A 24,794-nucleotide genomic window follows, 5' to 3' on the forward strand; every position below is an offset into this window, starting at 1 on the left:
TAGCGATGTCCTTTCCTCTCCTGACAGCGACGGTGGTGCTCCCGACCGTGGGGGCGATCGCCACGGCCGCGGTTCCGGCCGCGCAGCGCACCGCCGCGAAGTGGCTTGCGCTGGTCGTCTCGCTCGCCACGTTCGTGCTCGCCGCGCTGACCGTGGTCCGCTTCGAACCGGGCGGCTCCCGCTACCAGCTCACCGAGTCCCACGCCTGGATCAAGGACTTCGGGGTGCGGTACGAACTGGGGGTGGACGGCATCGCCGTGGCGCTCATCGCGCTGACCGCCCTGCTGATCCCGTTCGTGATCCTGGCGGGCTGGCACGACGCCGACCCTTCCCCAAGCTCTCAACCTCGTTCGAACAGGGGAGGCCCCAAGGAGACCGGCCCCTATCACTGGCGTCCCACGCAGGGCTTCTTCGCCCTGATCCTGGCCGTCGAGGCGATGGTGATCCTCTCCTTCGAGGCGACCGACGTCTTCGTCTTCTACATCTTCTTCGAAGCCATGCTCATCCCGATGTACTTCCTCATCGGAGGCTTCGGGGACCGCGCCCACGAGCACGGCGAGAAGGTGGCGTCCACGCAGCGGTCGTACGCCGCCGTGAAGTTCCTCCTGTACAACCTCGTCGGCGGCCTGATCATGCTGGCCGCGGTGATCGGCCTCTATGTGCAGGCCGGGACCTTCTCGCTCCCGGAGATCGTCCAGGCCCGGGCGAACGGCTCGCTCCACATGGCGACCAGCACCGAACGCTGGCTGTTCCTCGGCTTCTTCTTCGCCTTCGCGGTGAAGGCGCCGCTGTGGCCGTTGCACACCTGGCTGCCCAACGCCATGGGGGAGGCCACCGCACCGGTCGCCGTGCTGATCACGGCGGTCGTCGACAAGGTGGGCACCTTCGCGATGCTCCGCTTCTGCCTCCAGCTGTTCCCGGAGGCGAGCAAGTGGGCGACGCCCGTCATCCTCGTCCTGGCGCTCATCAGCATCATCTACGGCGCTCTGCTCGCCGTCGGCCAGCGCGACATCAAGCGACTGGTGGCCTACGCGTCCATCTCGCACTTCGGCTTCATCATCATGGGCATCTTCGCGATGACCAGCCAGGGCCAGTCGGGCGCGACGCTCTACATGGTCAACCACGGGATCTCGACCGCCGCCCTGATGCTGGTGGCCGGCTTCCTGATCTCGCGCCGCGGCTCGCGTCTGATCGCGGACTACGGAGGCGTGCAGAAGGTCGCTCCCGTGCTCGCCGGCACCTTCCTGATCGGCGGTCTGGCGACGCTGTCCCTGCCGGGACTCGCACCGTTCGTCAGCGAGTTCCTGGTCCTGGTCGGCACCTTCTCCCGCCATCCGGCGATCGGCATCATCGCCACCTTGGGCATCGTCCTCGCCGCGCTCTACACCCTCGTCCTCTACCAGCGGACGATGACGGGCCCGGTGAAGCCGGAGGTCGCCGAGATGCCGGACCTGCGCGTGCGTGAAGTCCTGGTGGTCGCCCCGCTGATCGTGCTGTTGATCTTCCTGGGCGTCTATCCGAAGCCAGTGGCCGACATCGTCAACCCGGCGGTCAAGCAGACCATCTCCGACGTACACCAGACCGATCCCAAGCCCGAGGTGGAGGCGGCCAAGTGAGCACAGCAGTCGTCCACAGCCTGTGGACAACCGCGGCCGACCCGATCTCGAAGATCGAGGCGCCGAAGATCGAATACGGACAGTTGTCGCCGACCTTGATCGTCATCGGTGGAGCACTCATCGGGGTGCTGATCGAGGCGTTCGTCCCGCGCAAGTCCCGTTACTACGCACAGGCGTTCGTGTCGGCCGTCGCGCTCGTCGCCGCGTTCGCCGCGGTGGTGGCGCTTGCGGCCGGCGGGTACGGCACCACGAAGGCGCACATCGCGGCCATGGGCGCGATCGCGGTCGACGGGCCGTCCTTGTTCCTTCAGGGGACGATCCTGCTGGCCGGTCTGCTCGGGGTGTTCACCTTCGCCGAGCGGCATCTGGACCCGGCGGCACACGGCAACCGGGTCGACTCCTTCGCCGCGCAGGCGGCCTCCGTGCCGGGCAGCGACAGCGAGCAGGCCGCCGTGAAGGCGGGGTTCATGACGACGGAGGCGTTCCCGCTGCTGCTGTTCGCGGTCAGCGGCATGCTCGTCTTCCCCTCGGCGAACGACCTGCTGACCCTGTTCGTGGCCCTGGAAGTCTTCTCGCTGCCGCTGTACCTGCTGTGTGCCCTGGCCCGCCGCAAGCGGCTGATGTCGCAGGAGGCCGCGGTCAAGTACTTCCTGCTCGGGGCGTTCGCCTCCGCGTTCACTCTGTTCGGCATCGCGCTGCTGTACGGGTACTCGGGCTCGGTGTCGTACGCGACGATCGCACGGGTCGTCGACGGCACGGTCACCAACGTCGATCCGGCGCTCGCGGGCACCATGGGCAACGACGCCCTGCTGCTGGTCGGTGCCGCGATGATCGTGATGGGTCTGCTGTTCAAGGTGGCCGCGGTGCCGTTCCACATGTGGACGCCGGACGTGTACCAGGGCGCTCCGACCCCGGTGACCGGATTCATGGCCGCGGCGACCAAGGTGGCGGCGTTCGGAGCGCTGCTGCGGCTGCTGTACGTGGTCCTGCCGGGAATGCGCTGGGACTGGAGGCCGGTGATGTGGGCGGTCGCGATCGTCACCATGCTGGGCGGTGCCATCGTCGCGATCACACAGACCGATATCAAGCGCCTGCTCGCCTACTCCTCCATCGCGCACGCGGGCTTCATCCTCGCCGGTGTCATCGCGACGACGCGGGACGGCGTGTCCTCGGTTCTCTTCTACCTGGCCGCGTACTCGTTCGTGACGATCGGCGCCTTCGCCGTCGTGACGCTCGTCCGCGACGCGGGCGGCGAGGCGACGCACCTGTCCAAGTGGGCGGGGCTCGGGCGCAGGTCGCCGCTGGTCGCGGCCGTGTTCGCGGTGTTCCTGCTGGCCTTCGCCGGCATCCCGCTGACCTCCGGTTTCGCGGGGAAGTTCGCCGTGTTCAAGGCGGCGGCCGAGGGCGGGGCGGTGCCGCTCGTGGTGATCGGTGTGATTTCGTCGGCGATCGCCGCGTTCTTCTACGTCCGCGTGATCGTCCTGATGTTCTTCAGCGAGCCGCATCCCGAGGGCCCGACAGTGGCGGTGCCCTCGCCGCTGACGATGACGGCGATCGGGGTGGGCGTGGCGGTCACGCTGGTCCTGGGTGTGGCACCCCAGTACTTCCTGGATCTGGCGAGCCAGGCGGGCGTGTTCGTCCGCTGACGAGCCCCGCCGCACACGACGGCCCGGTGCCCGCTCGGGGGGTGTCGGGCCGTCGTGGTCCCAGCGGTACGGAGTCATCGCTTCGGCGCCCGTCCGGTCCTGATCCGGGTGAGGTCGAGATCTGCGGGGCAGGGGCGGTCACCTTCATCCGCTCCCGGACAATTCCTGCACGGGCATAGGCCCCGGTGGTGGGTTCCAGCTCAAAGGCGTGGACCCACGGCGAGGCCCTTCTCATTCTCGGCGCACCGGCAGTGGGAGATCCTGGCCGGGCATACTTCCACGGCTGCTGTCGGCGCGGCCCCCTATCGTGGATGGCGTGGTCGAGGGACGACGCACGGGGGACGGGCGATGGACGGGACGGGTGGGATGACCGAGGCGGGCGTGATGCCGGCGCCAGGTGGCGGGAGCGAGACACTGGCCACGCTGCACCGGGTCTTCGGCTACGAGACCTTCCGCGGCGAGCAGGAAGCGATCATCGAGCACGTGGTGGCCGGTGGCGACGCTGTGGTCCTCATGCCGACCGGCGGCGGCAAGTCGCTCTGCTACCAGATCCCGGCCCTGGTCAGACCCGGCACGGGAGTGGTGGTCTCCCCGCTGATCGCACTGATGCAGGACCAGGTGGACGCGCTGCGGGCGCTCGGTGTGCGCGCCGGATTCGTCAATTCCACGCAGGATTTCGACGAGCGGCGCGTGGTGGAGGCGGAGTTCCTGGCCGGCGAGCTCGACCTCCTCTATCTGGCCCCGGAGCGGCTGCGCATGGAGTCCACCCTCGATCTGCTCTCGCGCGGCAAGATCTCGGTGTTCGCCATCGACGAGGCGCACTGTGTGTCCCAGTGGGGCCACGACTTCCGGCCCGACTACCTCGCGCTGTCCGTGCTCGGCGAGCGCTGGCCGGAGGTCCCCCGGATCGCGCTCACGGCGACGGCGACGCGCGCCACGCACCAGGAGATCACCCAGCGGCTGAACATGCCGGGAGCCCGTCACTTCGTGGCGAGCTTCGACCGGCCCAATATCCAGTACCGGATCGTCCCCAAGGCCGACCCCAAGAAGCAGCTGCTGGCATTTCTGCGTGAGGAGCACCCGGGCGACGCGGGCATCGTGTACTGCCTCTCGCGGAACTCGGTGGAGAAGACCGCGGAGTTCCTGACCCGCAACGGCATCGAGGCGGTGCCGTACCATGCGGGCCTGGACGCGGGCACCCGCGCGGCGCACCAGTCCCGCTTCCTGCGCGAGGACGGCCTGGTCGTGGTCGCCACGATCGCGTTCGGAATGGGCATCGACAAGCCGGACGTGCGGTTCGTCGCGCATCTGGACCTGCCGAAGTCGATCGAGGGCTACTACCAGGAGACGGGCCGGGCGGGCCGCGACGGACTGCCGTCGACGGCCTGGATGGCGTACGGGCTGAACGACGTCGTCCAGCAGCGCAAGCTGATCCAGTCCGGGGAGGGCGACGAGGCGTTCCGCCGCCGGGCCCAGGCGCACCTGGATGCGATGCTGGCGCTGTGCGAGACGGTCCAGTGCCGCCGTGGCGGGCTGCTGGCCTACTTCGGCCAGGACCCGGAGCCGGACGGCTGCGGCAATTGCGACACGTGCCTTGCGCCGCCCGACACCTGGGACGGGACCATCGCGGCGCAGAAGGTGATGTCCACGGTGTGGCGGCTGGACCGGGAGCGGCGCCAGAAGTTCGGCGCGCTGCAGACCGTCGACATCCTGCTGGGGCGGCGCACGGCCAAGGTCATCCAGTTCGACCACGACCAGTTGTCCGTGTTCGGCATCGGTGAGGAGCTGACCGAGGGCGAATGGCGGGGTGTGATCCGGCAGTTGCTGGCGCAGAGCCTGCTCGCGGTCGAGGGTGAGTACGGAACGCTGGTGCTGACCGAGGCGAGCGGGGCGGTGCTGCGGCGGGAGCGCGAGGTGCCGCTGCGCAAGGAGCCGCCCAAGCCCACGCTCGCGCGGTCCGCCGCCCCGAAGGGCGAGCGCTCCCCGAAGGCCGCTGCCGAACTCGCGCCCGAGCTGCTCCCCGTCTTCGAGGCCCTGCGCTCCTGGCGCGCCGCCCAGGCGAGGGAACAGGGCGTCCCGGCATACGTGATCTTCCACGACGCGACGCTCCGTGAGATCGCAGCGGCCCGTCCGAAGACGGTGGCGGAACTCGGCACGATCGGCGGGGTGGGCGAGAAGAAGCTCGCCACATACGGCGAGGGGGTGCTCACGGTGCTGGCCGCTCTGTTCGGCGGTGCGGCGGACGGCGGGTCGGCCTCCGAGACGGGTCCGGACCCCGAGTGGCCGGAGGCGGAGGGCGAGCCCGAGCCGGCGGACTGGACATAGCGGACGGGAGCCAGGGGACGGTGCCCCGCCGGGGACCCCACGAGCCGCGCGGGGCGACTCGTGGGCGGCCGGCTCCGTTCAGGGACTCGGTACCACCCGGCCCGCCACCTCGCCGAGTCCCACCCGAGTCCCGCCCGGCCCCGGGGCCCAGGCCGTCAGCGTCACCACGTCCCCGTCCTCCAGGAACGTTCGCTTGCCGTCCGGGAGTTCGAGCGGGTCGCGCCCGTTCCAGGTCAGTTCGAGGAGCGAGCCGCGCTCGCGCTCCGTCGGGCCGCTCACGGTGCCCGAGCCGTACAGGTCGCCCGTGCGCAGACAGGCCCCGTTCACCGTCATGTGCGCCAGCTGCTGGGCCGCCGTCCAGTACATGGTGGAGAAGGGCGGCTCGGAGACCGTCCGGCCGTTGATGGCGACGGAGATGTGCAGGTCGTAGCCGGCCCGTTCCTCCTGTGCGTCGTCCAGATACGCCAGCAACGGATGCGTGCGCTCCGGCGGTGCCACCCGCGCCTCCTCCAGCGCGTCCAGCGGGGTGATCCAGGCCGAGACGGACGTGGCGAACGACTTTCCGAGGAACGGTCCGAGCGGCACGTACTCCCACGCCTGGATGTCCCGTGCCGACCAGTCGTTGAGCAGGCACAGTCCGAACACGTGGTCCCGGAAGGCCGACAGCGGCACGGGCTCGCCCATCTGCGACGGCACGCCCACCACAAACCCCACCTCGGCCTCGATGTCCAGGCGCACCGAGGGCCCGAAGACCGGGGCAGGGTCCGTGGGGGCCTTGCGCTGGCCACGCGGACGTACGACGTCTGTGCCCGACACGACCACCGTCCCCGCCCGGCCGTGGTAGCCGATCGGCAGATGCTTCCAGTTGGGGGTCAGGGAGTCCGCCGCGTCCGGGCGGAAGATCTGCCCGACGTTACGGGAGTGGTTCTCGGAGGCATAGAAGTCGACGTAGTCCGCGACCTCGAAGGGCAGATGGAGAGTCACCTCGGAGAGTGGGTGCAGGAAGGACTCGACGGTCTCCCGGTGTGCGGGCACCGTCACCCACGCCGTCAGCGCCCGGCGCACGTCCGACCAGGCGGTACGGCCGGCGGCCAGCAGCGGGCCCAGGGACGGCCGGGCCAGCAGGGAGGCGTAGGGGGAGCCGAGAGCGTGCGCCGCCGCGCCCGCGTCGAGCACGTGGTCGCCCAGGCGGACGCCGACGCTCCGCTCGTCGGAGCCGGCCCGTGAGAACACGCCATAGGGGAGGTTGTGCGGGCCGAAGGGGTTGCCCTCGGGGACATCGAAGGGGGGCATCGGATGCTGCCTCGCTTTCGTGCACTTCAGATGTGCCGTGCATGGGTGTGTGTTCCATGTGGTCGCCGCACACGTTACGGGTGAGATGCCTGTCTGGGCAGTGTCTAAAGAGTTCGCAATGTCCGGATAAGCCTTGTCGGAGGGGCCAATTCCGGCTTAGCGTCCTTTGGGGGACACGGACGGGGTGGGTCCGGTCCATAGGGGGGACACGTGGGGGGACCCGTGGCCAGGAGCACCGGCAGCGTGCCGTTCGACGCGGACCGCGAGGTACCGGGGCTCATCGTGAAATTCGGCGACTATCCGCTGCACCACGGCGGGGTGGGCGCGATCCGCAGCCTGGGCCGGCTCGGCATACCGGTGTATGCGATCACCGAGGACCGTTACACACCGGCCGCGCTCTCGCGCTATCTGCGTCACTCCTTCGTGTGGCCGACCACCGGGACGGAGGATCCGGAGCGGCTGGTGGAGGGTCTGCTGCGCATCGGCCGCAGCATCGGCCGGCCGACGGTCCTCGTCCCCACCGACGAGGAGGCCGCGGTCCTGATCGCGGAGCACCAGGACGTCCTGGGCGGCCCCTTCCTCTTCCCGAAGCCGGAAGCCGAACTCCCGCGCCGCCTGGCCAGCAAACAGGGTCTGCACGAACTGTGCGTGGAGCACGGCATCCCCAGCCCTGCGGCCGCCTTCCCGCAGTCCTACGACGACATCGTCGCCTTCGCCGAGAAGGCGCGCTTCCCGCTCGTGGCCAAGAACCGCGAGGCGTTCGTGCGCCGTTCACGGCCCGCCGTGAACGGGACGACCCGGATCGCCACCCGCGAGGGCCTGCTGACGCTCGCCCGCGACTGGGGCGAGCACCCCGGAGTGATCCTCCAGGAGTACCTGCCGCGGGAGGAGGCCGAGGACTGGATCGTGCACGCGTACTTCGACCAGGACTCGACCCCGCTCGCCCTGTTCACCGGTGTCAAGGTCCGCTCGTGGCCGCCGCACGCGGGCATGACGGCCAACGCCTACGTCGTCGACAATCCTGAACTCGCCGACCTTGCCGCACGTTTCGTCAAGCAGATCGGCTTCACCGGCATCATCGACCTCGACCTGCGCTTCGACCGCCGCGACGGTCGATACAAACTGCTCGATTTCAATCCGCGCATGGGCGCGCAGTTCCGGCTCTTCGAGAACGAGTCGGGGGTGGACGTCGTCCGCGCCATGCACCTCGACCTGACCGGCCGCGCCGTACCGGAGGGGGGACAGCGCGCCGGCCACCGCTACATCGTGGAGAACATCGACCTGCCCGCGCTGCTCGCCTACCGCCGCAGCGGCTACACGACGCCGCACGCGCCGCCCCGTGCGAGCAGTACGGAGCTCGCCTGGCTGGCGGGCGACGATCTGCGGCCGTTCTTCACGATGCTCGCACGCTTCGTGCGGCCGGGCGCGAAGCACCTGTATCAGCTGTGGCGGACCAACCGCCGTGGCAGTACCACGAGTTCGGGCAGATAGCCCGGTTCGGCCATCACCACCACGAAGTAGGCACGTCGCGTCCTGGGGAGGGACTTCGTGATTCAACCGGTAGCAGTCATCGGCGCCGGGCCGTTCGGCTTGTCCACCGCCGCCCATCTGCGGGCGCGCGGAATCCCGGTACGCGTCTTCGGTGACCCCATGGTGAGCTGGCGCGACCACATGCCGGAGGGCATGCTCCTGAAGTCCACCCCGGCCGCCTCGAACCTCGACGCCCCCCAGCGCGGCCACACGCTGGTCGACTACTGCGACGACGCGGGCATCCCCCGGCTGGTGACGGACGAGGACATCGTCCCCGTCGAGACGTTCATCGCCTACGGTGAGTGGTTCCAGGAGAAGCTGGTGCCCGAACTCGAGCAGGTCCGGGTGGTGTCCGTGGACCGCCGGCAGGGCGGCGGCTTCGAGCTGAAGCTGGACTCGGGTGAGATGTTCGCCGCCCGGGCGGTCGTGGTCGCGACCGGTCTGTCGGGGCTCGCCCATCTGCCGTCGGAGCTGGAGGCGGCCGCGGCGGACGGAGCCACGCCCACGGGCCCGTTCTCCCACAGCTCCCAGCACCACGATCTGACCCGGTTCTCCGGCAAGGAGCTGCTGGTCATCGGGGCGGGCCAGTCCGCGCTGGAAACGGCGGCACTGGCGGCAGAGGCCGGGGCGCGGGTGCGCGTGGTCTCACGGGGCCGCGGCAGGGTCGCCTTCGGTGCCCCTCCGTGGAACCAGCCCAAGCTGCGCCCCGAATCGCCCTTCGGCCGCGCCTGGTCGCTGTGGGCGCTGACCCACTACCCGCACCTGTACCGCTTCCTGCCCGCGCAGACCCGCCACTATCTGGTCCGCCGCGTCCTCGGCCCGCTGGGTGCCTGGTGGCTGGAGGACCGGTTCGACGGCAAGGTCGAGGTGCGCGAGGTCACCCGTATCGTCGGCGCCTCCGCGCCGGACGGCAGCCCGGCACTGACGGTCCTGACCCACGGCGGCCGCACGGAGGAAATGGCCGCGGACCATGTCATCGCCGCCACCGGCTACCGCGTGGACATCGCCGCGATGGACTTCCTGGGCCATGAGCTGCGTACACAACTGGCGGTGAGCCGGGGAGCGCCGAGGCTCGGCGCGGGTTACGTGTCCTCCCTCCCCGGCCTGTACTTCACGGGCCTTACGGCGGCGGCCTCGTACGGTCCGGTGATGCGCTTCGTGTGCGGGACGGAGTTCGCGTCACCGCGGCTGGCGGGGCATCTGGCGGCGGCGCACGGCTGAACCGGGGGTCCGGAGAAGTGCGGGGGCGCGACACCATCGCCTCCCCGCCGATCCGGACGATGACCGACCCGGACCTCACACGGCGTGGACTCCACCTCCGGTGAAGTGCCGCCGGGAGACCCGGAGTCGGGTCCGCCCGCGGCAATGTCCGGTACTGCCGGTGCGACAGGGGTTCCGAGCGCGCCGAGGTGCGCACGGGATACCGGACGTCGTCCGGTCCCCGCCGGACCGCTGGTGCGTTTCCATCCGTATTCTCTGATCATGGCCGCACCCCACACGTACTCACTTGTCGCCACCGACCTGGACGGAACGCTGCTGCGTGGTGACGACACGCTCTCCGACCGGTCAAGGACCGCTCTGGCGCGGGCCGCTGCGGGCGGCGCACAGCACCTCGTGGTGACGGGTCGCCCGGCGCCGAGGGTCCGGCCGCTGCTTGAGGACCTCGGCAACAAGGGGCTCGCGGTGTGCGGACAGGGCGCGCAGGTGTACGACGCCGGCGCGGACCGGTTGCTGTTCTCGGTGACGCTGGACCGGGAGTTGGCCGAGACCGCGATCGGAAAGATCGAGGCCGAGGTGGGGCAGGTGTACGCGGCCGTCGACCAGGACGGGGTGGACGGGCTCACGCTCATCGAGCCCGGCTATCTGATGCCGCACCCCACGCTTCCCGCGGTGCGGGTCGAGCGACGCGACGACCTGTGGTGCGAGCCCATCAGCAAGGTGCTGCTGCGCCATCACGCCCTCTCCGACGACGAGTTGGCGACGGTGGCCCGAGGCGCCGTGGGATCCCTGGCGACGGTCACCATGTCGGGCCCCGGCACCGTCGAACTCCAGCCATGCGGTGTCACCAAGGCGACGGGTCTCGCGCTGGCCGCCGGCTTCCTCGGCCTGAGCCCCTCGGGGACCATCGCGTTCGGCGACATGCCCAACGACATCCCCATGTTCGAGTGGGCGGCGCACGGCGTCGCCATGGCCAACGCCCACCCCGAACTGAAGTCGGTCGCCGACGAGATCACCACGTCGAACGAGGACGACGGCATCGCCGTCGTCCTCGAGCGACTGTTCCCTGCCGGCGGATCTCAGTACGCGCTGTAGACGTTGTCGATCGAGCCGTACCGGTGGGCGGCGTAGTTGCATGCGGCCGTGATGTTCGCGACCGGGTCGTACGGGTCGAACGCCGTACCCGGCACGTGGTACGTCCGGAAGGTCGGGTCGATGACCTGCAGGAGTCCCTTGGACGGTATGCCCATACGGGCGTTGGAGTCCCAGAGGTTGATGGCGCGCGGGTTGCCCGACGACTCGCGCATCACATTGCGGTAGATGCCGTTGTACGTGCCGGGGATTCCGTGCTTGGCCATGATCGCCAGGGACTGGCGGATCCAGCTGTCCAGGGAGCCGGCGCGGGACGCGGCACTGGTGACCTTCGCGGGCGCGGCCGGGGTGGCGGCGGAAGCGTAGGTCGCACCCATGATGGGGAGGGCGAGAACGGCTGCTCCAGTCCCCGCGACTGCGAGGGCGCGGGCGACGCGGGCGGCCTTGGAGTTGCGATTCCGACGGCGTGCGGGCAGGGCGAAAGCGGACACGGTGCATTCCTCTCCGACGCCTGCGAGGTGAGCTGTCGGGTTCGGGCGGGGAGGTGCCCGGCCGTGTCCTCGCTGCCGAGGCTCGGCTTCACCCCAAGCCGTTCCGGTGCGATGTCCGGTTCGGCGACTTACCTGGTTCCCCCGCTCCTGCCGTGAGGGGTCGAAGTCTTCTCGAGCGGTGGCAGGATTCGGCGTTCCGCTCGGGTCGAATGGAAGGTATGCGACCGCACATGTCGGGAACAAGCCCGAAATTCACTCTCGGGCCCAATTGGCCCTGATCATCGGGAATAGGCGAGACGATCCATTTTGTTGGTATGGGTTCAACTTGCCTATCGCAAGGGGCGTGTTGGTGATTGCGCCCGGAAGATTCACATCAGGGGCAAGTGACCCATTTCACTTCGACCCACGCAGGATGTAACAGGTCGATATAGGGCGTATGGCCCAATTCGGACAAAAGGCTCGGACTTCATCGGCTCGGCGGGGTCGACGGCTCAAAATTAGGGCATTTCATCCCAAAGGGGATGAGGTGTGATCGGACGCCGGCACTAGCCCGCTGCGCGAGGGATCCGCTTCTCCCATGTCCGATGGAACACGACCTCATAGCCGTCCTTGCAGACGATCTCGTTCCAGGTGACGAAGTCGGCGGCGGTGCAGGTGATCTCGGAGTGCGTCTCCACCCTCGCGTCCCATCCCCTGTCCGGGCGGTGCAGCCGGACCGACCAGTCGCAGCGGGTGCGGGCGGTCGACGGACCCGCGTCCTCGACGGTGTACGCCTCCAGCGCGTCCTCGGTCACTTCGAGACCGTCGGGATACACCTGGGTGCCGTCGCGGCACGGGTCGACCACCAGGAGCCATTCACCCTTGGCCACGTCTCGCACCGACAGGCGTGCCGGGCGCGGTTCCTCGAGCATGGCGGCGGCGCTGACGCCGAGCGGCTCGGACTGCTGCGGTTCCCCGAAGACGATGTCCGGCCCCGACTCCGGTGCGCGCACGGGCAGTTCGAGCGAACTGCCCGCCGGGTACAACGTGAAGCCGGCCTCCGAACCCGGCTGCGGCCACAGCCACGGCCAGTATGCGGAGGAGACGGCGAGGCGGATGCGGTGGCCGGGACCGAAGGCGTGGCCGATGCCGTTCAGTTCGACCGCCACGTCATCGGTCGCCCCGGGGATCCAGGGGACCGCCCGGTCGGGGCCCCGGCGCGCCGACAGGTTCAGGGTGCCCCGGGTGACCAGCGTCGACGACCCGTCGGGTGCCACGTCGCACAGCCGGGCGACCACCTGGCCGTGCGGTACCGGGCAGGCGAGCCGCAGCCGCACCCGGGGCCGCCCCAGCACCCAGGTCTCCTCGGTCGCCGTGAACTCGAAGCATGCCGATCTCGCGTCCTCCTCGCGCTGATCGGGCGGCAGGTCCGCGTCGTCGCCACTCGGGACGAAGCGGCCCGCGTCGAGGCCGGTGTGCATCGGCGACCGTACGAGCACCGGCGTGCCCTGGAGCGCGTACGAGACCCGGCTGACGTTCGGCGACGGCCAGGACGGCTCGGCGACCCAACGGCCCGGCAGCACGTCGTACTTCGTCGCCGGAGGATGCGGGTCCTTGACGTAGGCCCGCAGCAGCGGCTCCGCCATGATCCCCGTGTCCTCGCCCTTGAGCCAGTGGTCCCACCAGCGCAGGGTCTCCTGCAGGAAGCCGATCGCCGGTCCCGGCAGGCCGTGGTCCGGGTACTGGTGCGACCACGGCCCGATCAGGCCGCGGACGCGATCGGCCGGGAGATGCTCCAGGAGCCCGAGCACGGCGTCCCGGTACGGGTCGTACCAGCCGCTCACAGCGAGCACGGCAGCCTGGAGCCCGTCGTGGTCCTCGCGGGCGTCGTCGGGCCGCCGGTGGTCCTCCCACGCCGCCTGTGCCGGCCAGGAGTGCACGAGCGGGTCCAGCGCCTGAAGGCGCCTGGCCCAGACGTCCCGCCACACCGTGCCCACGTATGCCGGGTCCGGCGGACGGGCCGCGAGGGCGAGCAACGCCGCCGACCGGGCGGGCAGGCCCGCCGCGAGAGCCGACCCCCCCACGTCGTGCACGTCGTTGCCGGGACGGTCGTCCGTGGGGCACACCGCGACGACCGCCTTCAGCGGGGCTGGCGCGAGGGCCGCGATCCGGAGGGAGGCGAAGGCGCCCCGCCCGATGCCGAACACGCCCACACCGCCGTCGCACCAGGGCTGTGCGGCCAGCCAGTCGAGGACCTCGACTCCGTCGGACAGCGTGACGGCGGAATGCGCAGCGGTCGGCGTGCCGTCCGAGTTGCCGTGCCCGCGTGCGTCCACGCGCACGGAGACATAGCCGTGGCCCGCGTACCAGGGGTGCCGCTGCCGGTCGCGGGCCGCGGTCGAGTCGGTGAGCCGGCAGGGGCGGTACTCGAGGAGGGCGGGGACGGGCTCCCCGGTCCGCGGGCGCCATGCGCGCGCGTACAGACGGGTACCGTCCCGGAGCGGGATCCAGAAGTCGTCGTGAGTCGTTTCGTGAGGGAAGGACGTACGGGTGTGCATGCGCATGGCCTCGGACTCCTCGACGACGTCGGCAGCGGACCGGTCCGTCGTGGCGGTTACGGGGACGTGAGGAGAGGCACCCGCGTGACTGCGCCCGGCCGGGTGAGAGGGACGGCGGCGCAGGAGACGGGGCGTCGGGTCCCGATGGGAAGCGTCCGGCGGGGTACACGAGAGGAAGTGGGGGCCGGTACCGGCTGCGAGAGGTGCTTTTCCCTTATGTGATGAATGACTGTTCGTATCGCCTGATCAAGAACATACCGTTCGCCATCCGATACCGCCCGCCCTGGAACTGTGGGCGCTCGCGGTGATCGAAACGTGACCGGATACGCTGACTTGAGTGATGGCAACGACAGATCGACAAACTCGATGAGTCACGTCGACAGACAACGTCATCGACGAAGTGACCGTCCTTGAGACCGACCGTGTGACCGTCAGCAGACGTCGCAGACAGGAGACCCCACGTGACCGTCGTCGGGCCGTTCGGGCTGAGCGTGCGGGACCAGGCTCTGGAAGCCGATGTCCAGGCCGGATTGGCCGCTGTCGAGGAGGGGCTGCTCGACGCCACCAAGAGCGAGGTGCCCTTCATCACGAAGGCGGCCCAGCATCTCGTCCACGCAGGCGGGAAGCGGTTCAGGCCGTTGCTCGTGATGCTTTCGGCGCAGTTCGGCGATCCGTACGCACCCGGGGTCGTGCCCTCGGCCGTGGTCGTGGAACTGACCCATCTCGCCACGCTTTACCACGACGACGTGATGGACGAGGCCGAGGTGCGGCGCGGGGTGGACAGTGCCAACAGCCGCTGGGGCAACTCGGTCGCGGTCCTCACCGGTGACTTCCTCTTCGCGAGGGCGTCGCACATCCTGGCCGATCTCGGCCCGGAGGCGGTCCGCATCCAGGCGGAGGCCTTCGAGCGTCTGGTCACCGGTCAGATCCTGGAGACGGCGGGCCCCCGGGACGGCCGCGACCCGGTGGAGCACTACCTCGACGTCCTCGGCGGCAAGACGGGGTCACTGGTGGCGGTGGCCTGCCGGTTCGGGGCGATGATGTCGGGCGCCGACGAGACGGTCGTGGACGTGCTGACGCAGTACGGCGAGCGGCTCGGTGTGGCGTTCCAGCTGGCCGACGACGTGCTGGACATCGCCTCCGACTCGCACGAGTCCGGGAAGACGCCCGGGACGGACCTGCGCGAGGGCGTCCCCACCCTTCCGGTGCTGCGCCTGCGCGAGCGTATGGAGCGCCTGGGTCTGCCCGAGGACATCACCCTGTGCGAGCTGCTGGACTCGGACCTCACGGACGACGCCCGCCACGCGGAGGCCCTCGCCCGTCTCCGTGTCCACCCGGCCCTGGAGCAGGCCCGCCGCGACACGGTCCGCTTTGCGGAGGACGCGCGCTCGGCTCTGGCCCCGCTGCCGGAGTGCGGTGCGAAGGCGGCCCTGACCGAGCTGTGCGACGCGGTGGTGCACCGTGCGGGCTGACAGGCCCGAACCGTCCCGGCGTCCCGTGACACGCCAGGCACATTCGTGACCGTCGTGGGCGTCCCCTACCAGGCCGACTACGTCTTCGTGCAGCACTGATCCACGGATTCGGCAACTCGAGGATCCCGGACCGCGGTGCCTCGTCCGACCCTTACGGGTCGGGGGAGGCAACGCCCCGGCATGTCATACCGCAGGATTACGCGGACTTGAGTCCGCGGGCTGACGCTTCTCTCCGGCCGATTTGGTCAGATGGGAGACACCACCTCACAGAAGTTCGGGTGACAATGGCGGCATAGGGGTGGTGGCGTCTCCCCCGCTCGGGGGAAGTCGAGAGCTCGGGCGGAGAGTGCTCGGACGGTTGAGGGCCGCCGACGACGGAGGTTAGGCAGACATGGCACCGTACGAATCCGACGACAGCGCACCCGCCGGGGAGGTCGAGGACGTTCGCGACGGGCGGCGCACGGCCGCGCGGTACGCGGTCCCCGTGGCGGTGGTGGGCGTGGCGGCGGCGACCATCGGGCTCGTCCCGGCGTTCGCCGGCTCCGGCGACCCGGACCTGCCGAAGATCAGCGCCCAGCAGCTCATCGAGAAGATCGCCAAGTCGGACGTCCAGCAGATGTCCGGCACGGTGAAGATCAGCACGGACCTCGGCCTGCCGAACCTGGGCGGCCTGCAGGACAGCCTCGCCTCGGGGGCGCTCTCCCAGGGCGCGAAGGGCAGGGACGGCTCGTCGGCCGCCGATCCGAGCTCCAAGCTGCTCGAACTGGCCTCCGGTACGCACACCCTGCGCGTCGCGGCCGACGGCCAGGACAAGCAGAAGCTCTCGCTCATCGAGAAGGCCGCCGAGTACAGCGTCATCCGTAACGGGGACGACGTCTGGGCCTACGACAGCGCCTCCAACCAGGCGTACCACGCGACCGGTGCGGGCGATCGCCACGGCGTCACGGCGGCTCCCGAGGACGTGCCGGCCACGCCGAAGGCCCTCGCCGAGGAGGCCCTGAAGGCCAGCGACAAGACCACCTCGGTGACGGTCGACGGCACGGCCCAGGTCGCGGGCCGGGACGCCTACAAGCTGCTCATCAGGCCGAAGCAGTCGGGCACCACGGTCGGTGCGATCAGCATCGCGGTGGACGCCAAGACCGGGATGCCGCTGAAGTTCACGCTGACCCCGGCGTCGGGCGGCGCGGCCGTCGTGGACGCGGGCTTCACGGAGGTCTCGTTCGCCAAGCCCGCCGCATCGGCCTTCGACTTCACGCCCCCCAAGGGCACGAAGGTCACCGAGGGCGACGACCTGAAGGCGCCCGAAGGGAAGACGCAGCCCAAGGGCATGGAGAAGGCCCTGCCCAGGGGGACGGAGAAGGGAGCCGAGGGCGTCGAGCCGAAGACGATCGGTGAGGGCTGGAACGCGATCGTCGTGTTCGACACCGGCAGCAAGGGTGGGGTGCCCTCGGGCGCGTCGTCCGACGGCAGCGCGGCCTCCGGATTCCTGGGCTCCCTCGGCGACCAGGTGAAGGGCAAGTTCGGCTCGGGCACGGTCTTCTCGACCCGCCTGGTCAACGCCCTGATGACGGACGACGGCAAGGTCTACGCCGGCGCGGTGACCAAGGACGCGCTGGTGAAGGCGGCGGACGCCGGCAAGTAGACCCCTGCTGACGGCACGAACAGGAGAGCCCATGGAGGAGCTGCCCGCCGCGGATGCGGATGCGGATGCGGATGCGGAAGTGGCGCCGGGCACCCCGGTCATCGCCACCCGCGCCCTCACCAAGCGTTACCGCGGCGGGCAGCTCGCCGTCGACGGGCTCGATCTGACCGTCCCGGCGGGCAGCGTCTTCGGCTTCCTCGGACCGAACGGCTCCGGCAAGACCACCACCATCCGCATGCTGATGGGCCTGATCGAGCCCACCTCCGGCACGGCGCGCGTCCTCGGACGGCCCATGCCGCGGGCCGTACGCGCCGTGCTCCCGCACGTCGGCGCCCTCATCGAGGGCCCGGCCCTGTACGGCTTTCTCTCCGGCCGCGACAACCTCCTGCGCCTCGACGCCGCCGACCCCACCGCCGACCCGCGCACCCGGCGTGCGCGGGTCGACGCCGCGCTGGACCGGGTCGGGCTCACGGCGGCGGGCGGCAAGAAGGCGAAGGCGTACTCCTTGGGCATGAAGCAGCGCTTGGGACTGGCGGCCGCGCTGCTCCAGCCCCGCAGGCTCCTCGTCCTGGACGAGCCGACCAACGGCCTCGACCCGCAGGGCATGCGTGAGATCCGCTCCCTGGTGCGCGAGCTGGCGTCCGACGGTACGACCGTCTTCCTCTCCTCCCATCTGCTCGACGAGATCGAGCAGGTCTGCACGCACGCCGCGGTGATGGCCAGGGGCCGGCTGATCACGCAGGGCGCGGTGGCGGACCTGGCCGCCGGAGCGCGCGGACGTCTCGTCGTGACGACCCCGGACGTGACCGACGCCGCCCGCGTGCTGAAGGAACAGGGCGTGGCCGACGTGGTGGTGGACGAGGGCAGGGTGACGGGCGAGCCTCCGGACCGCGAACTGGGCGAGGTGAACGCCGCGTTGGTCGCCGCCGGAGTCCGTGTCCGTGGCTTCGGAGTGGAACGGGCCTCCCTGGAGGACGCGTTCGTGGCGCTGACGGGAGAGGGCTTCGATGTCGCAGAGTGAGCAGGTCGCGGTGGTTCCGGCCCCGGGTTCTCGGCGGCCGAGTCCGTTGTGGACCTTCGGCCTGCTGCGCAGCGAGCTGCTGACCACCTTCCGGCGCTGGCGCACGCTGGCTCTGCTCGCCGTGCTGGCCGGTGTGCCGATCCTGGTCGGGATCGCCGTCAGGATCGAGACGAGCGACGGCTCCGGCGTCGGCGGGCACGGTGGTGAGGGCGGCCCGGCGTTCATCACGCAGATCACCAACAACGGCCTGTTCCTGGTCTTCACCGCGCTCGCAGCCACTCTGCCGTTCTTCCTGCCGATGGCGGTCGGTGTGGTCGCGGGCGACGCGATCGCGGGTGAGGCGAACTCCGGGACGCTGCGCTACCTCCTGGTCGCGCCCGCCGGCCGTACCCGCCTCCTGCTCACCAAATACGTGACCACGATGGCCTTCTGTCTCGTCGCCACTCTTGTCGTCGCGGTCTCGGCGCTCGCGATGGGCGCCCTGCTCTTCCCGCTGGGCGACCTGACGACGATCTCGGGCACCCGCATCGGCTTCGCCGACGGTCTGGTCCGGGCTCTGCTGATCGCGCTGGTCGTCGCCGTGTCGCTGATGGGCGTGGCGGCGCTGGGCCTGTTCGTCTCGACCCTCACCAACAGCGGCATCGCGGCGATGGCGACGACGGTCGGCCTGCTGATCACGGTCCAGATCCTCGACCAGATACCCCAGTTGCACGCGCTGCAGCCGTACCTCTTCTCGCACTACTGGCTGTCCTTCGCGGATCTGATGCGCGACCCGGTCTACTGGGACGACCTGATGCGCAATCTGGGCCTGCAGGCCCTGTACGCGGTGGTCTTCGGCTCGGCGGCCTGGGCGCGCTTCACCACCAAGGACATCACCACGTAGGGCACACACGAGCGCTGTCCCGTACGGGAAGCGGGCGAGCGGCGCGTCCTGCGCGAAGAACGTCCCGGCGCGGTCCAGGGCCTCGATGTTCCTCAGCACGTCGCCGGGCCTGCTACCGCTGCCGAGCAGGGCGCCGCCGAAACGCAGACCCCTATGGACGGCCGTGTTGCCGAGCGTGCCGACGAGGGGGTCGGCGACCTGCTGCTAAGTGTCCATCGTGAGGTCGAGCAGGAGGGCCATCACCCCCACCAGGGTGGCGCTGCTGACGATCTCCCCCCGGTTGATCATGGCGCGTAGCTCCGGCATCGCGATCCACTCCAGACGGTCCGACTCGTTGCGCTCGACCGGTTCGCCGACGTACGCGGCGTCGTCCGTGCGGAAGACGAAGTGCCGGGAGTCGGTGATGCCGGCCGCGGGCTCCGCGCGCACGAGCGGCCTGAGCGAGCCCGCGCGCCAGCCCGTCTCCTCCTCCAGTTCGCGCCCGGCCGCCGCGGCGGGCTCCTCGCCGTCCTCGACGAGTCCCATGGGCAGCTCCCAGGCCCACGTGCCGGTGACGAAACGGTGGCGCCACATCATCAGCACGCGCCGCTCACCGTCGACAGCCGCGGTGACGGCCACGTCCCGCAGCCGGACGACGTGGTACTCGCAGCGTTCTCCGTCGGGCCGCTCGACGTCCAGCGCACGCAGCCGCACCCAGGGCGTGTCGTACAGCGGGCGCTCCCCGTGGACGGCCCAGCGCATGCTCAACGCTCCCGCCCGCCGCCGGAGTGTGCGAACGCGCCGGTCAGCCGGGCGAGTCGCTCGCACCCGCGGGGCGGCCGTCCTTCCAGATCACCGGTGCGCCAGGAGGGTACCCACGGCACCCGGTAGACGTCGATCAAGGACTCCGTCACCGAGATGTGCTGGGCGAGCCGGCGAGGCAGCCGGCCGGGCGCGTCCGCGACCAGCACGACGGCGTCGAGGTCGAGGCCGGGCGGCGCATCGCCGCGCCGGAAGACGTCGAGGAAGCCGAGTGCGGCCCGCAGGCCGGTGGCATGGGTGCGCGCGACCAGGAGCACCGAGGACGGTTCGCCCCGCTCCGGGCGCGGCCAGTCGCGGCCCGCGTCGAAACCGCCGAAGACGGTGGCCAGGGTGGACGTGCCGGCGCCGCCGTGGGTGCCCAACCACGCGAACTTCCGTCGGCTCGCGACGCCTTGGGCGGTCTCCGGCCACGGCCCGGTGTCGGCCGCCGGCCCGCGAAGCCAGATCCCGGGCCCACCGGGCCCCTGTGGTGCGATCCCCTGCATCGCCACTCTCCTCGTTCGCTCGCCGCACCTCGATCTTCACGTTCGGCACGTGCGTCCGGTATCGGGGCGCCGGTTCCTGGGACGAGCTTGTGACGCTGCGGTGACGCACGAGGGGGGACGGGAGCGGCAGACTCGGGTGCGTACGTACGTCTCCGTACGCATGTCCGGAGCCGGAGGCCTGGGGGGAGATGATGTCGAACGGGGCCGAGAGCGCCGTGAAGAGGGCCGTGCCGGGCCGAACCGGCCTCCGGGGCGGGCCGGTTGACGCAGCGCCGGGGGCCGGTCGGGCGGAGGCGCCGGTCGGGACGTCGCGGTGACGCGGGTCGCCGGAGCCGCGGGGGCGGGGGCCCACGGCGTCCCCCGTGCGACGGCCGGTCCGCGTACGCTGGGCGCCTGCGCGTGCTTCGCGGGGGACGCGGCGACCTCTTCTTCCTCCGCTTCCGCCACCCTTTCCTCCACCGACCGACCCGAGTGAGGGAATGATGTCTCGACTCAGCCGCGATCAGCAGCGGGGGCGCCCCGCCGCGGGGGCCGTGTCCGCGGGGAGTGCCGGGGCCGGGGCGGCGCCGATCGAGGTCCATGTGCCGGCGGCGCCCGGCGCGGGGGCGACCGTGGGCGGGATGCCGGTGGCCGTGGGACCGGACGAGGAGGCCCAGGAGGCCGTTCTGGACCACCTCCACCGTCTCGCCCTCGCCAGTGGCCGCCCCGTCCTCGCGACGGTCCACGACGAACGGATCGGCTTCGTCGTCCCGATCCGGGTGTACGTGGACGGCTCGAGCGAGTACGCGGGGGAGCCGGTGCAGGTGGGTGCACCCAGGACGGCGGATGCGCCGGAGGCGCCGCGCCGTGACGAGGCCACGCATGCCCGGCGACCGGCAAACGCTCAGGAGCCTGCGCCGGATACGTCGGCCACGGCGTTCCCCCCGAGGGCGGTACGGGAGCCGGACGGGCTGTCGGCACCACCCCCTCCGGCGCAGGTTCTTGATGCGGCGGAATCCCGCCCCACACCACCGGCGACCGCGCCGAGCGCCCAGCCGCCCGGCGTCGGGTCCCGCACCTCCGCTCCGGGCGCCGTACCGGAGCGGTCGGTTGCGCGTCTCGCAGGGTCCTCCACCGCGCCGTCGGCCCGACCGGCCGCCTCGGCACCGCGCACCACCCTGCCGGCGGCCCGGACTCCCGCGCCCGCGTCGCCCGTTCGGCACCCGCCCGCTCCGGCTCCCTCGTCAGCGCCCGCCGCCGGCCCGGGTCCTGCCCCGGTCCCGCCGTCGGTTCCGCAGGTCGCCGGTCCCGTGGCTCACGACCGTCCGGCATCGGCGCCGGCTGCGTCGTCGGTTCAGCCGTCGCCATCCGCACCCGTGCCGGGGGCCGCCCCACCCTCGTCCGCCGGTCCCGCTCCCCGGCCGGAGTCCCCCGAGGCCGGCCGGGAGGTCGCCCAGGCGCGACCGGGAGGCACCGTCTCCACTTTCGTGCTGCGGAGCGTGCCCGATGACGCCGCGTTGATCAGTGTGACGTCCGGGCCGGCGCAGGTGCTGCCCGCCGCGGGCGACGGCCGTGGCCTGCCGTCGCCGTCCGGCCGGACGCCGCTGCCCGCGCCGCAGGCCCCCGGCACCGTCACCGCGCCGACGGGAGTGTTCGGCCCGCCACCGGTGGTCGCCGCCGGGCCTGTCGCGCCGACCGAACCGCAATCCACTCCTGCCCCGCAGCCCCCGATGCCGCTCTCTCGGCGCGCAGCGGCGAGCACGCCCCCGCCGTCTCCCGCCACGGCGCCCGCGCCCGCCTGGCCCGCCCCTGCCCCCTCGTCCGTCGAGACCCCCGAAGTGCTCGCGCCTCCCGCCACGGACGCGGATTGCGAACCGGCCCCCTACGCCGCTCCCGACTGGAAGCCCACCGCGCCCCCGAAAACCGTGTCGGTCGCCGAGGTCGAGGAGGAGGCCAAGGAGCCACCCGTGCGGGAGTTCGACTCCATGGCCGAGGCGGTGCTCGCCCCCGACTCCGGGGCCGTGCCGCCCGGAGACGCGGGCGGGCCGATCGCTGAGCCCATGGCCCGGATCAACGCCGCGGTGAAGCAGGGCCGTATCGAGGAGGCCGCCGCTCTGGCCGAGCGGACGGTCAACGAGGCCTCCGCGAGTCTCGGCGCACACCATCCCGACGTACTGCGACTGCGCGAACTCACCGCCTACATCGCCTACCTGGCCGCAGACGCCCTGCGCTCCTTCCACCTGTCGCTCGACCTGGCCCGGCTCCGCCACCGGATGGGCGACTCACGGGGCGCGTACGGGAACGTGCAGAGCGCGGCCGCCGCCTGGCGTGCCGTCCGCGACCCGGTCCAGGGGCTGCACCTCGGCCGAGACCTGATCGCCGTGTGGAGCGAACTCGCCGCCTCCGGGGGCCCCGCGGCCGACGACCTCGACCAGCTCGAACGGGCCCGCGGCCGCATGGGGCGCCTCGCCGAACGCGCCCGTGTCGCCGCCGACGGCGAACCGCCCCGCCCCCAGTGAGCCGAAGGGGCCAGGGCCGCTGACGCCCTGGCCCCTGCGCGCCGACGGGACGCCCGCGGTCTACGGCCTGGCGTCCACCGGCTGATCGGAACCCGCCACCACGTCGTCCGCCCTCCGCGCCGGGCTCACCGTCCCGGTGGCCACGACGGCACCGGATGCGCCGATACCGTTCCTGAGCGCGCGGGCCGTCCGATGGGCCGTGCGCAGCGCGTCCCCGGTCAGCAGCGCCAGGGCGATCCATACCAGCGCGAAGCCGGCCCAGCGCTCGGGCGGCATCGCCTCGTGGAAGTAGAGGATGCCCAGCAGGAACTGGAAGACCGGCGCCAGATACTGCAGCAGCCCCAGCGTGGACAGCGGCACGCGGATCGCGGCGGCGCCGAAGCAGACGAGGGGCAGCGCTGTGACGACACCGGTCGCGGCGAGCAGTGCCGCGTGTCCGGGGCCGTGGGCGGCGAACGTCGATCCACCGTGCGACGAGAGCCAGAGCAGATACGCCAGCGCGGGCACGAACTGCACGGCGGTCTCCGCCGCCAGCGACTCGATGCCGCCCAGGCCGACCTTCTTCTTCACCAGGCCGTACGTGGCGAAGGAGAAGGCGAGACACAGCGAGATCCACGGCGGGCGGCCGTAGCCGATCGCCAGGACGACGACGGCGGCGAAGCCGACCCCGACCGCCGCCCACTGGACGGGCCGAAGCCGCTCCTTCAGGATCAGCACGCCCATGGCGATGGTGACGAGCGGGTTGATGAAGTAGCCGAGCGAGGCCTCCACCACATGGCCGCTGTTGACGGCCCAGATGTAGACGCCCCAGTTCACGGTGATGAGCGCCGCGGCGATCGTGACCAGCCCCAGCCTGCGCGGCTGCCGCAGCAGCTCGCCCGCCCAGGCCCAGCGCCGCATCACCAGGAGTGCGGCGATCACGATGACGAGGGACCAGACCATCCGGTGGGCGAGGATCTCCATCGCTCCGGCGGGCTTCAGCAGCGGCCAGAAGAGGGGGACGAGCCCCCACATCCCATACGCCGCGAAGCCGTTCAGCAGACCTGTCCGCCGCTCGATCTTCGACTTCTCGGCCACGGGCCCCTCCTTCTCGCGCGATTGTTCCCGTGCGGCATCCACGAAGGTAGCGCGAGCGCCCCCGCCTGTCATGTGCGTATCGCTATACGGTCATGACGGGCGGGGCCAGGATGCCCAGGCCCCGGGGATCAGCCCTTGAGCGCGGCGGCGATGGACGCGGAGATGGTGGTGGCCGGGCGGCCGGTCAGCCGCGACAGGTCGCCGGTGAGGACGGCCAGCTCGCCCTTCTCGATGGACGCGTCCACACCCGCGAAGACGGCGGCAAGGGGCTCCGGCAGCCCGGCGCCGGTGAGGATGCCGGTGTAGGCCTTGACGGAGACGGGGGCGTAGCTGATCTCCTTGCCGGAGTGCCTGGCCACCTCGGCCGCGAACTCGGCGAAGTCCCACGCCTCGTCCCCGCCCAGCTCGTACGTCTTGTTCTCGTGCCCCTCGCCGGTCAGCACGGCGACGGCGGCCGCGGCGTAGTCGGCGCGGGCGGCGGAGGTGAGCCGGCCCTCGCCCGCGGCGTGCACGACGGTGCCGTGCTCCAGGACGGGGGCGAGATGCTCGGTGTAGTTCTCGTTGTACCAGCCGTTGCGCAGTAGCACGTACGGCACACCGGAGGCCAGGACGGCCTCTTCGGTGGCACGGTGGTCGTCGGCGAGGGCGGCCGTCAGGCCGCCCGGCGCGCTGGTGTAGGCGAACAGCGCGACTCCGGCCTCCTTGGCGGCGTCGAGGACGACCCTGTGCTGGCCGACCCGCCCCTTGTCGAACTCGTTGCCGGAGATGAGCAGCACCTTGTCGCCGGGGGAGAAGAGGCGGTCGAAGGTCTCGGGCACGTTGTAGTCGGCGACCGCGATCCGTACGCCACGCTCCGCGAAGTCGGCGGCTTTCTGCTGGGTGCGGACGACCGCGGTGATCTGGTCGGCCGGAACCTTCTCCAGCAACTGCTCCACGGTGTGACGGCCGAGGTGTCCGGTGGCTCCGGTGACGCGCGACGGCCTGGTCCACCGTGACGCCAAGCCGGTGATCCCGCCGAGGGTCGACTACTCCCTGACCGATCTGGGGCGCGAGGCCGCCGAGCAGGTGCGCGCGCTGGCGCTGTGGACGCAGGAGCGCATGGCCGACGTCGAGGAGGCCCGCCGGGCGTACGACGAGGCCCGGGCGCTGCAGGCCCGGGCCGTGTGA

At 71.1% G+C, this 24,794-nt stretch carries 18 protein-coding genes, 2 pseudogenes and 1 riboswitch; of the genes and pseudogenes, 12 read left to right on the plus strand and 8 right to left on the minus strand.

The window, feature by feature from the left end:
* Nucleotides 1–5: 5 nt before the first annotated feature.
* From VXC91_RS07955 to recQ, 3 genes are all read left to right on the plus strand, one after another.
* Nucleotides 6–1,616 carry an NADH-quinone oxidoreductase subunit M gene (locus VXC91_RS07955; RefSeq protein ID WP_329506194.1) on the plus strand — a complete coding sequence of 537 codons (1,611 nt, stop codon included), beginning with the start codon at nt 6–8 and terminating at the stop codon, nt 1,614–1,616.
* Nucleotides 1,613–3,262 (plus strand): NADH-quinone oxidoreductase subunit NuoN, encoded by a 1,650-nt coding sequence (nuoN, locus tag VXC91_RS07960; RefSeq protein ID WP_329506196.1) that lies wholly within the window; start codon nt 1,613–1,615, stop codon nt 3,260–3,262. The genes VXC91_RS07955 and nuoN overlap by 4 nt, the downstream gene beginning before the upstream one ends.
* A gap of 348 nt (nt 3,263–3,610) precedes the next feature.
* The gene (gene recQ / locus VXC91_RS07965) at nt 3,611–5,587 is read left to right on the plus strand and encodes a DNA helicase RecQ (RefSeq protein ID WP_329506197.1); all 1,977 of its coding nucleotides are present in this window, start codon (nt 3,611–3,613) and stop codon (nt 5,585–5,587) included.
* 78 nt (nt 5,588–5,665) lie between these two features.
* Here the strand turns inward: recQ and fahA are convergent, their stop codons facing one another.
* Nucleotides 5,666–6,880 carry a fumarylacetoacetase gene (gene fahA / locus VXC91_RS07970; protein WP_329506199.1) on the minus strand — a complete coding sequence of 405 codons (1,215 nt, stop codon included), beginning with the start codon at nt 6,878–6,880 and terminating at the stop codon, nt 5,666–5,668.
* A 222-nt stretch (nt 6,881–7,102) separates the two neighbouring features.
* Between fahA and VXC91_RS07975 the strand changes: the two genes are divergently transcribed.
* The 3 genes from VXC91_RS07975 to VXC91_RS07985 all read left to right on the plus strand — a co-directional run bounded on the left by VXC91_RS07975 (nt 7,103) and on the right by VXC91_RS07985 (nt 10,723).
* A complete protein-coding gene (locus tag VXC91_RS07975) occupies nt 7,103–8,371 on the plus strand; it encodes a carboxylate--amine ligase (protein WP_329506200.1) in 1,269 nt (422 codons plus the stop codon).
* 57 nt (nt 8,372–8,428) lie between these two features.
* Nucleotides 8,429–9,631, plus strand: coding sequence for an FAD-dependent oxidoreductase (locus VXC91_RS07980; protein WP_329506201.1), 1,203 nt, complete (start codon nt 8,429–8,431; stop codon nt 9,629–9,631).
* A gap of 261 nt (nt 9,632–9,892) precedes the next feature.
* A complete protein-coding gene (locus VXC91_RS07985) occupies nt 9,893–10,723 on the plus strand; it encodes an HAD family hydrolase (RefSeq protein ID WP_329506202.1) in 831 nt (276 codons plus the stop codon).
* Here VXC91_RS07985 and VXC91_RS07990 read toward each other — a convergent pair.
* Nucleotides 10,708–11,211, minus strand: a complete 504-nt coding sequence (locus VXC91_RS07990) for a transglycosylase SLT domain-containing protein (RefSeq protein WP_408057346.1) — start codon at nt 11,209–11,211, stop codon at nt 10,708–10,710. The genes VXC91_RS07985 and VXC91_RS07990 overlap by 16 nt on opposite strands.
* A gap of 2 nt (nt 11,212–11,213) precedes the next feature.
* A riboswitch (cyclic di-AMP (ydaO/yuaA leader) is annotated at nt 11,214–11,415 on the minus strand.
* A gap of 341 nt (nt 11,416–11,756) precedes the next feature.
* Entirely contained in the window at nt 11,757–13,748 is a 1,992-nt protein-coding gene (locus VXC91_RS07995; protein WP_329506221.1) for a CocE/NonD family hydrolase, read from the minus strand.
* Between the two features lie 461 nt (nt 13,749–14,209).
* On the opposite strand from VXC91_RS07995, the gene VXC91_RS08000 reads away from it, so the two are divergent.
* The 4 genes from VXC91_RS08000 (at nt 14,210) to VXC91_RS08015 (ending at nt 18,766) form a co-directional block, all read left to right on the plus strand.
* Nucleotides 14,210–15,220, plus strand: a complete 1,011-nt coding sequence (locus VXC91_RS08000) for a polyprenyl synthetase family protein (protein WP_329506203.1) — start codon at nt 14,210–14,212, stop codon at nt 15,218–15,220.
* Between the two features lie 391 nt (nt 15,221–15,611).
* A complete protein-coding gene (locus VXC91_RS08005; RefSeq protein WP_329506204.1) occupies nt 15,612–16,862 on the plus strand; it encodes a LolA family protein in 1,251 nt (416 codons plus the stop codon).
* Between the two features lie 31 nt (nt 16,863–16,893).
* Entirely contained in the window at nt 16,894–17,883 is a 990-nt protein-coding gene (locus VXC91_RS08010) for an ABC transporter ATP-binding protein (protein ID WP_329506205.1), read from the plus strand.
* Nucleotides 17,870–18,766 (plus strand): ABC transporter permease, encoded by an 897-nt coding sequence (locus VXC91_RS08015; protein WP_329506207.1) that lies wholly within the window; start codon nt 17,870–17,872, stop codon nt 18,764–18,766. Before VXC91_RS08010 ends, VXC91_RS08015 begins: the two co-directional genes overlap by 14 nt.
* Nucleotides 18,767–18,787: 21 nt before the next feature.
* Here VXC91_RS08015 and VXC91_RS46945 read toward each other — a convergent pair.
* From VXC91_RS46945 to VXC91_RS08025, 3 genes and pseudogenes are all read right to left on the minus strand, one after another.
* Nucleotides 18,788–18,967: pseudogene (locus VXC91_RS46945) on the minus strand (flavodoxin); the annotation flags it as partial.
* 3 nt (nt 18,968–18,970) lie between these two features.
* Complete coding sequence (locus VXC91_RS08020; RefSeq protein WP_329506208.1) at nt 18,971–19,507, minus strand: NUDIX hydrolase; 537 nt, start codon at nt 19,505–19,507, stop codon at nt 18,971–18,973.
* A 2-nt stretch (nt 19,508–19,509) separates the two neighbouring features.
* The gene (locus VXC91_RS08025; protein WP_329506209.1) at nt 19,510–20,052 is read right to left on the minus strand and encodes a DUF6668 family protein; all 543 of its coding nucleotides are present in this window, start codon (nt 20,050–20,052) and stop codon (nt 19,510–19,512) included.
* Nucleotides 20,053–20,534: 482 nt separating this feature from the next.
* Between VXC91_RS08025 and VXC91_RS08030 the strand changes: the two genes are divergently transcribed.
* Complete coding sequence (locus VXC91_RS08030; RefSeq protein ID WP_329506211.1) at nt 20,535–22,550, plus strand: tetratricopeptide repeat protein; 2,016 nt, start codon at nt 20,535–20,537, stop codon at nt 22,548–22,550.
* Between the two features lie 60 nt (nt 22,551–22,610).
* Here the strand turns inward: VXC91_RS08030 and rarD are convergent, their stop codons facing one another.
* Complete coding sequence (rarD, locus tag VXC91_RS08035; protein WP_329506212.1) at nt 22,611–23,627, minus strand: EamA family transporter RarD; 1,017 nt, start codon at nt 23,625–23,627, stop codon at nt 22,611–22,613.
* A gap of 128 nt (nt 23,628–23,755) precedes the next feature.
* Nucleotides 23,756–24,628, minus strand: coding sequence for an SDR family oxidoreductase (locus tag VXC91_RS08040; protein WP_329506213.1), 873 nt, complete (start codon nt 24,626–24,628; stop codon nt 23,756–23,758).
* Between VXC91_RS08040 and VXC91_RS08045 the strand changes: the two are divergent.
* Nucleotides 24,600–24,794: pseudogene (locus tag VXC91_RS08045) on the plus strand (winged helix-turn-helix transcriptional regulator); the annotation flags it as partial. The gene VXC91_RS08040 and the pseudogene VXC91_RS08045 sit on opposite strands and share 29 nt — an antisense overlap.

Origin of the sequence: Streptomyces chiangmaiensis, from assembly GCF_036281785.1 — a bacterium.
In the GTDB taxonomy this organism is placed as follows: domain Bacteria; phylum Actinomycetota; class Actinomycetes; order Streptomycetales; family Streptomycetaceae; genus Streptomyces; species Streptomyces chiangmaiensis.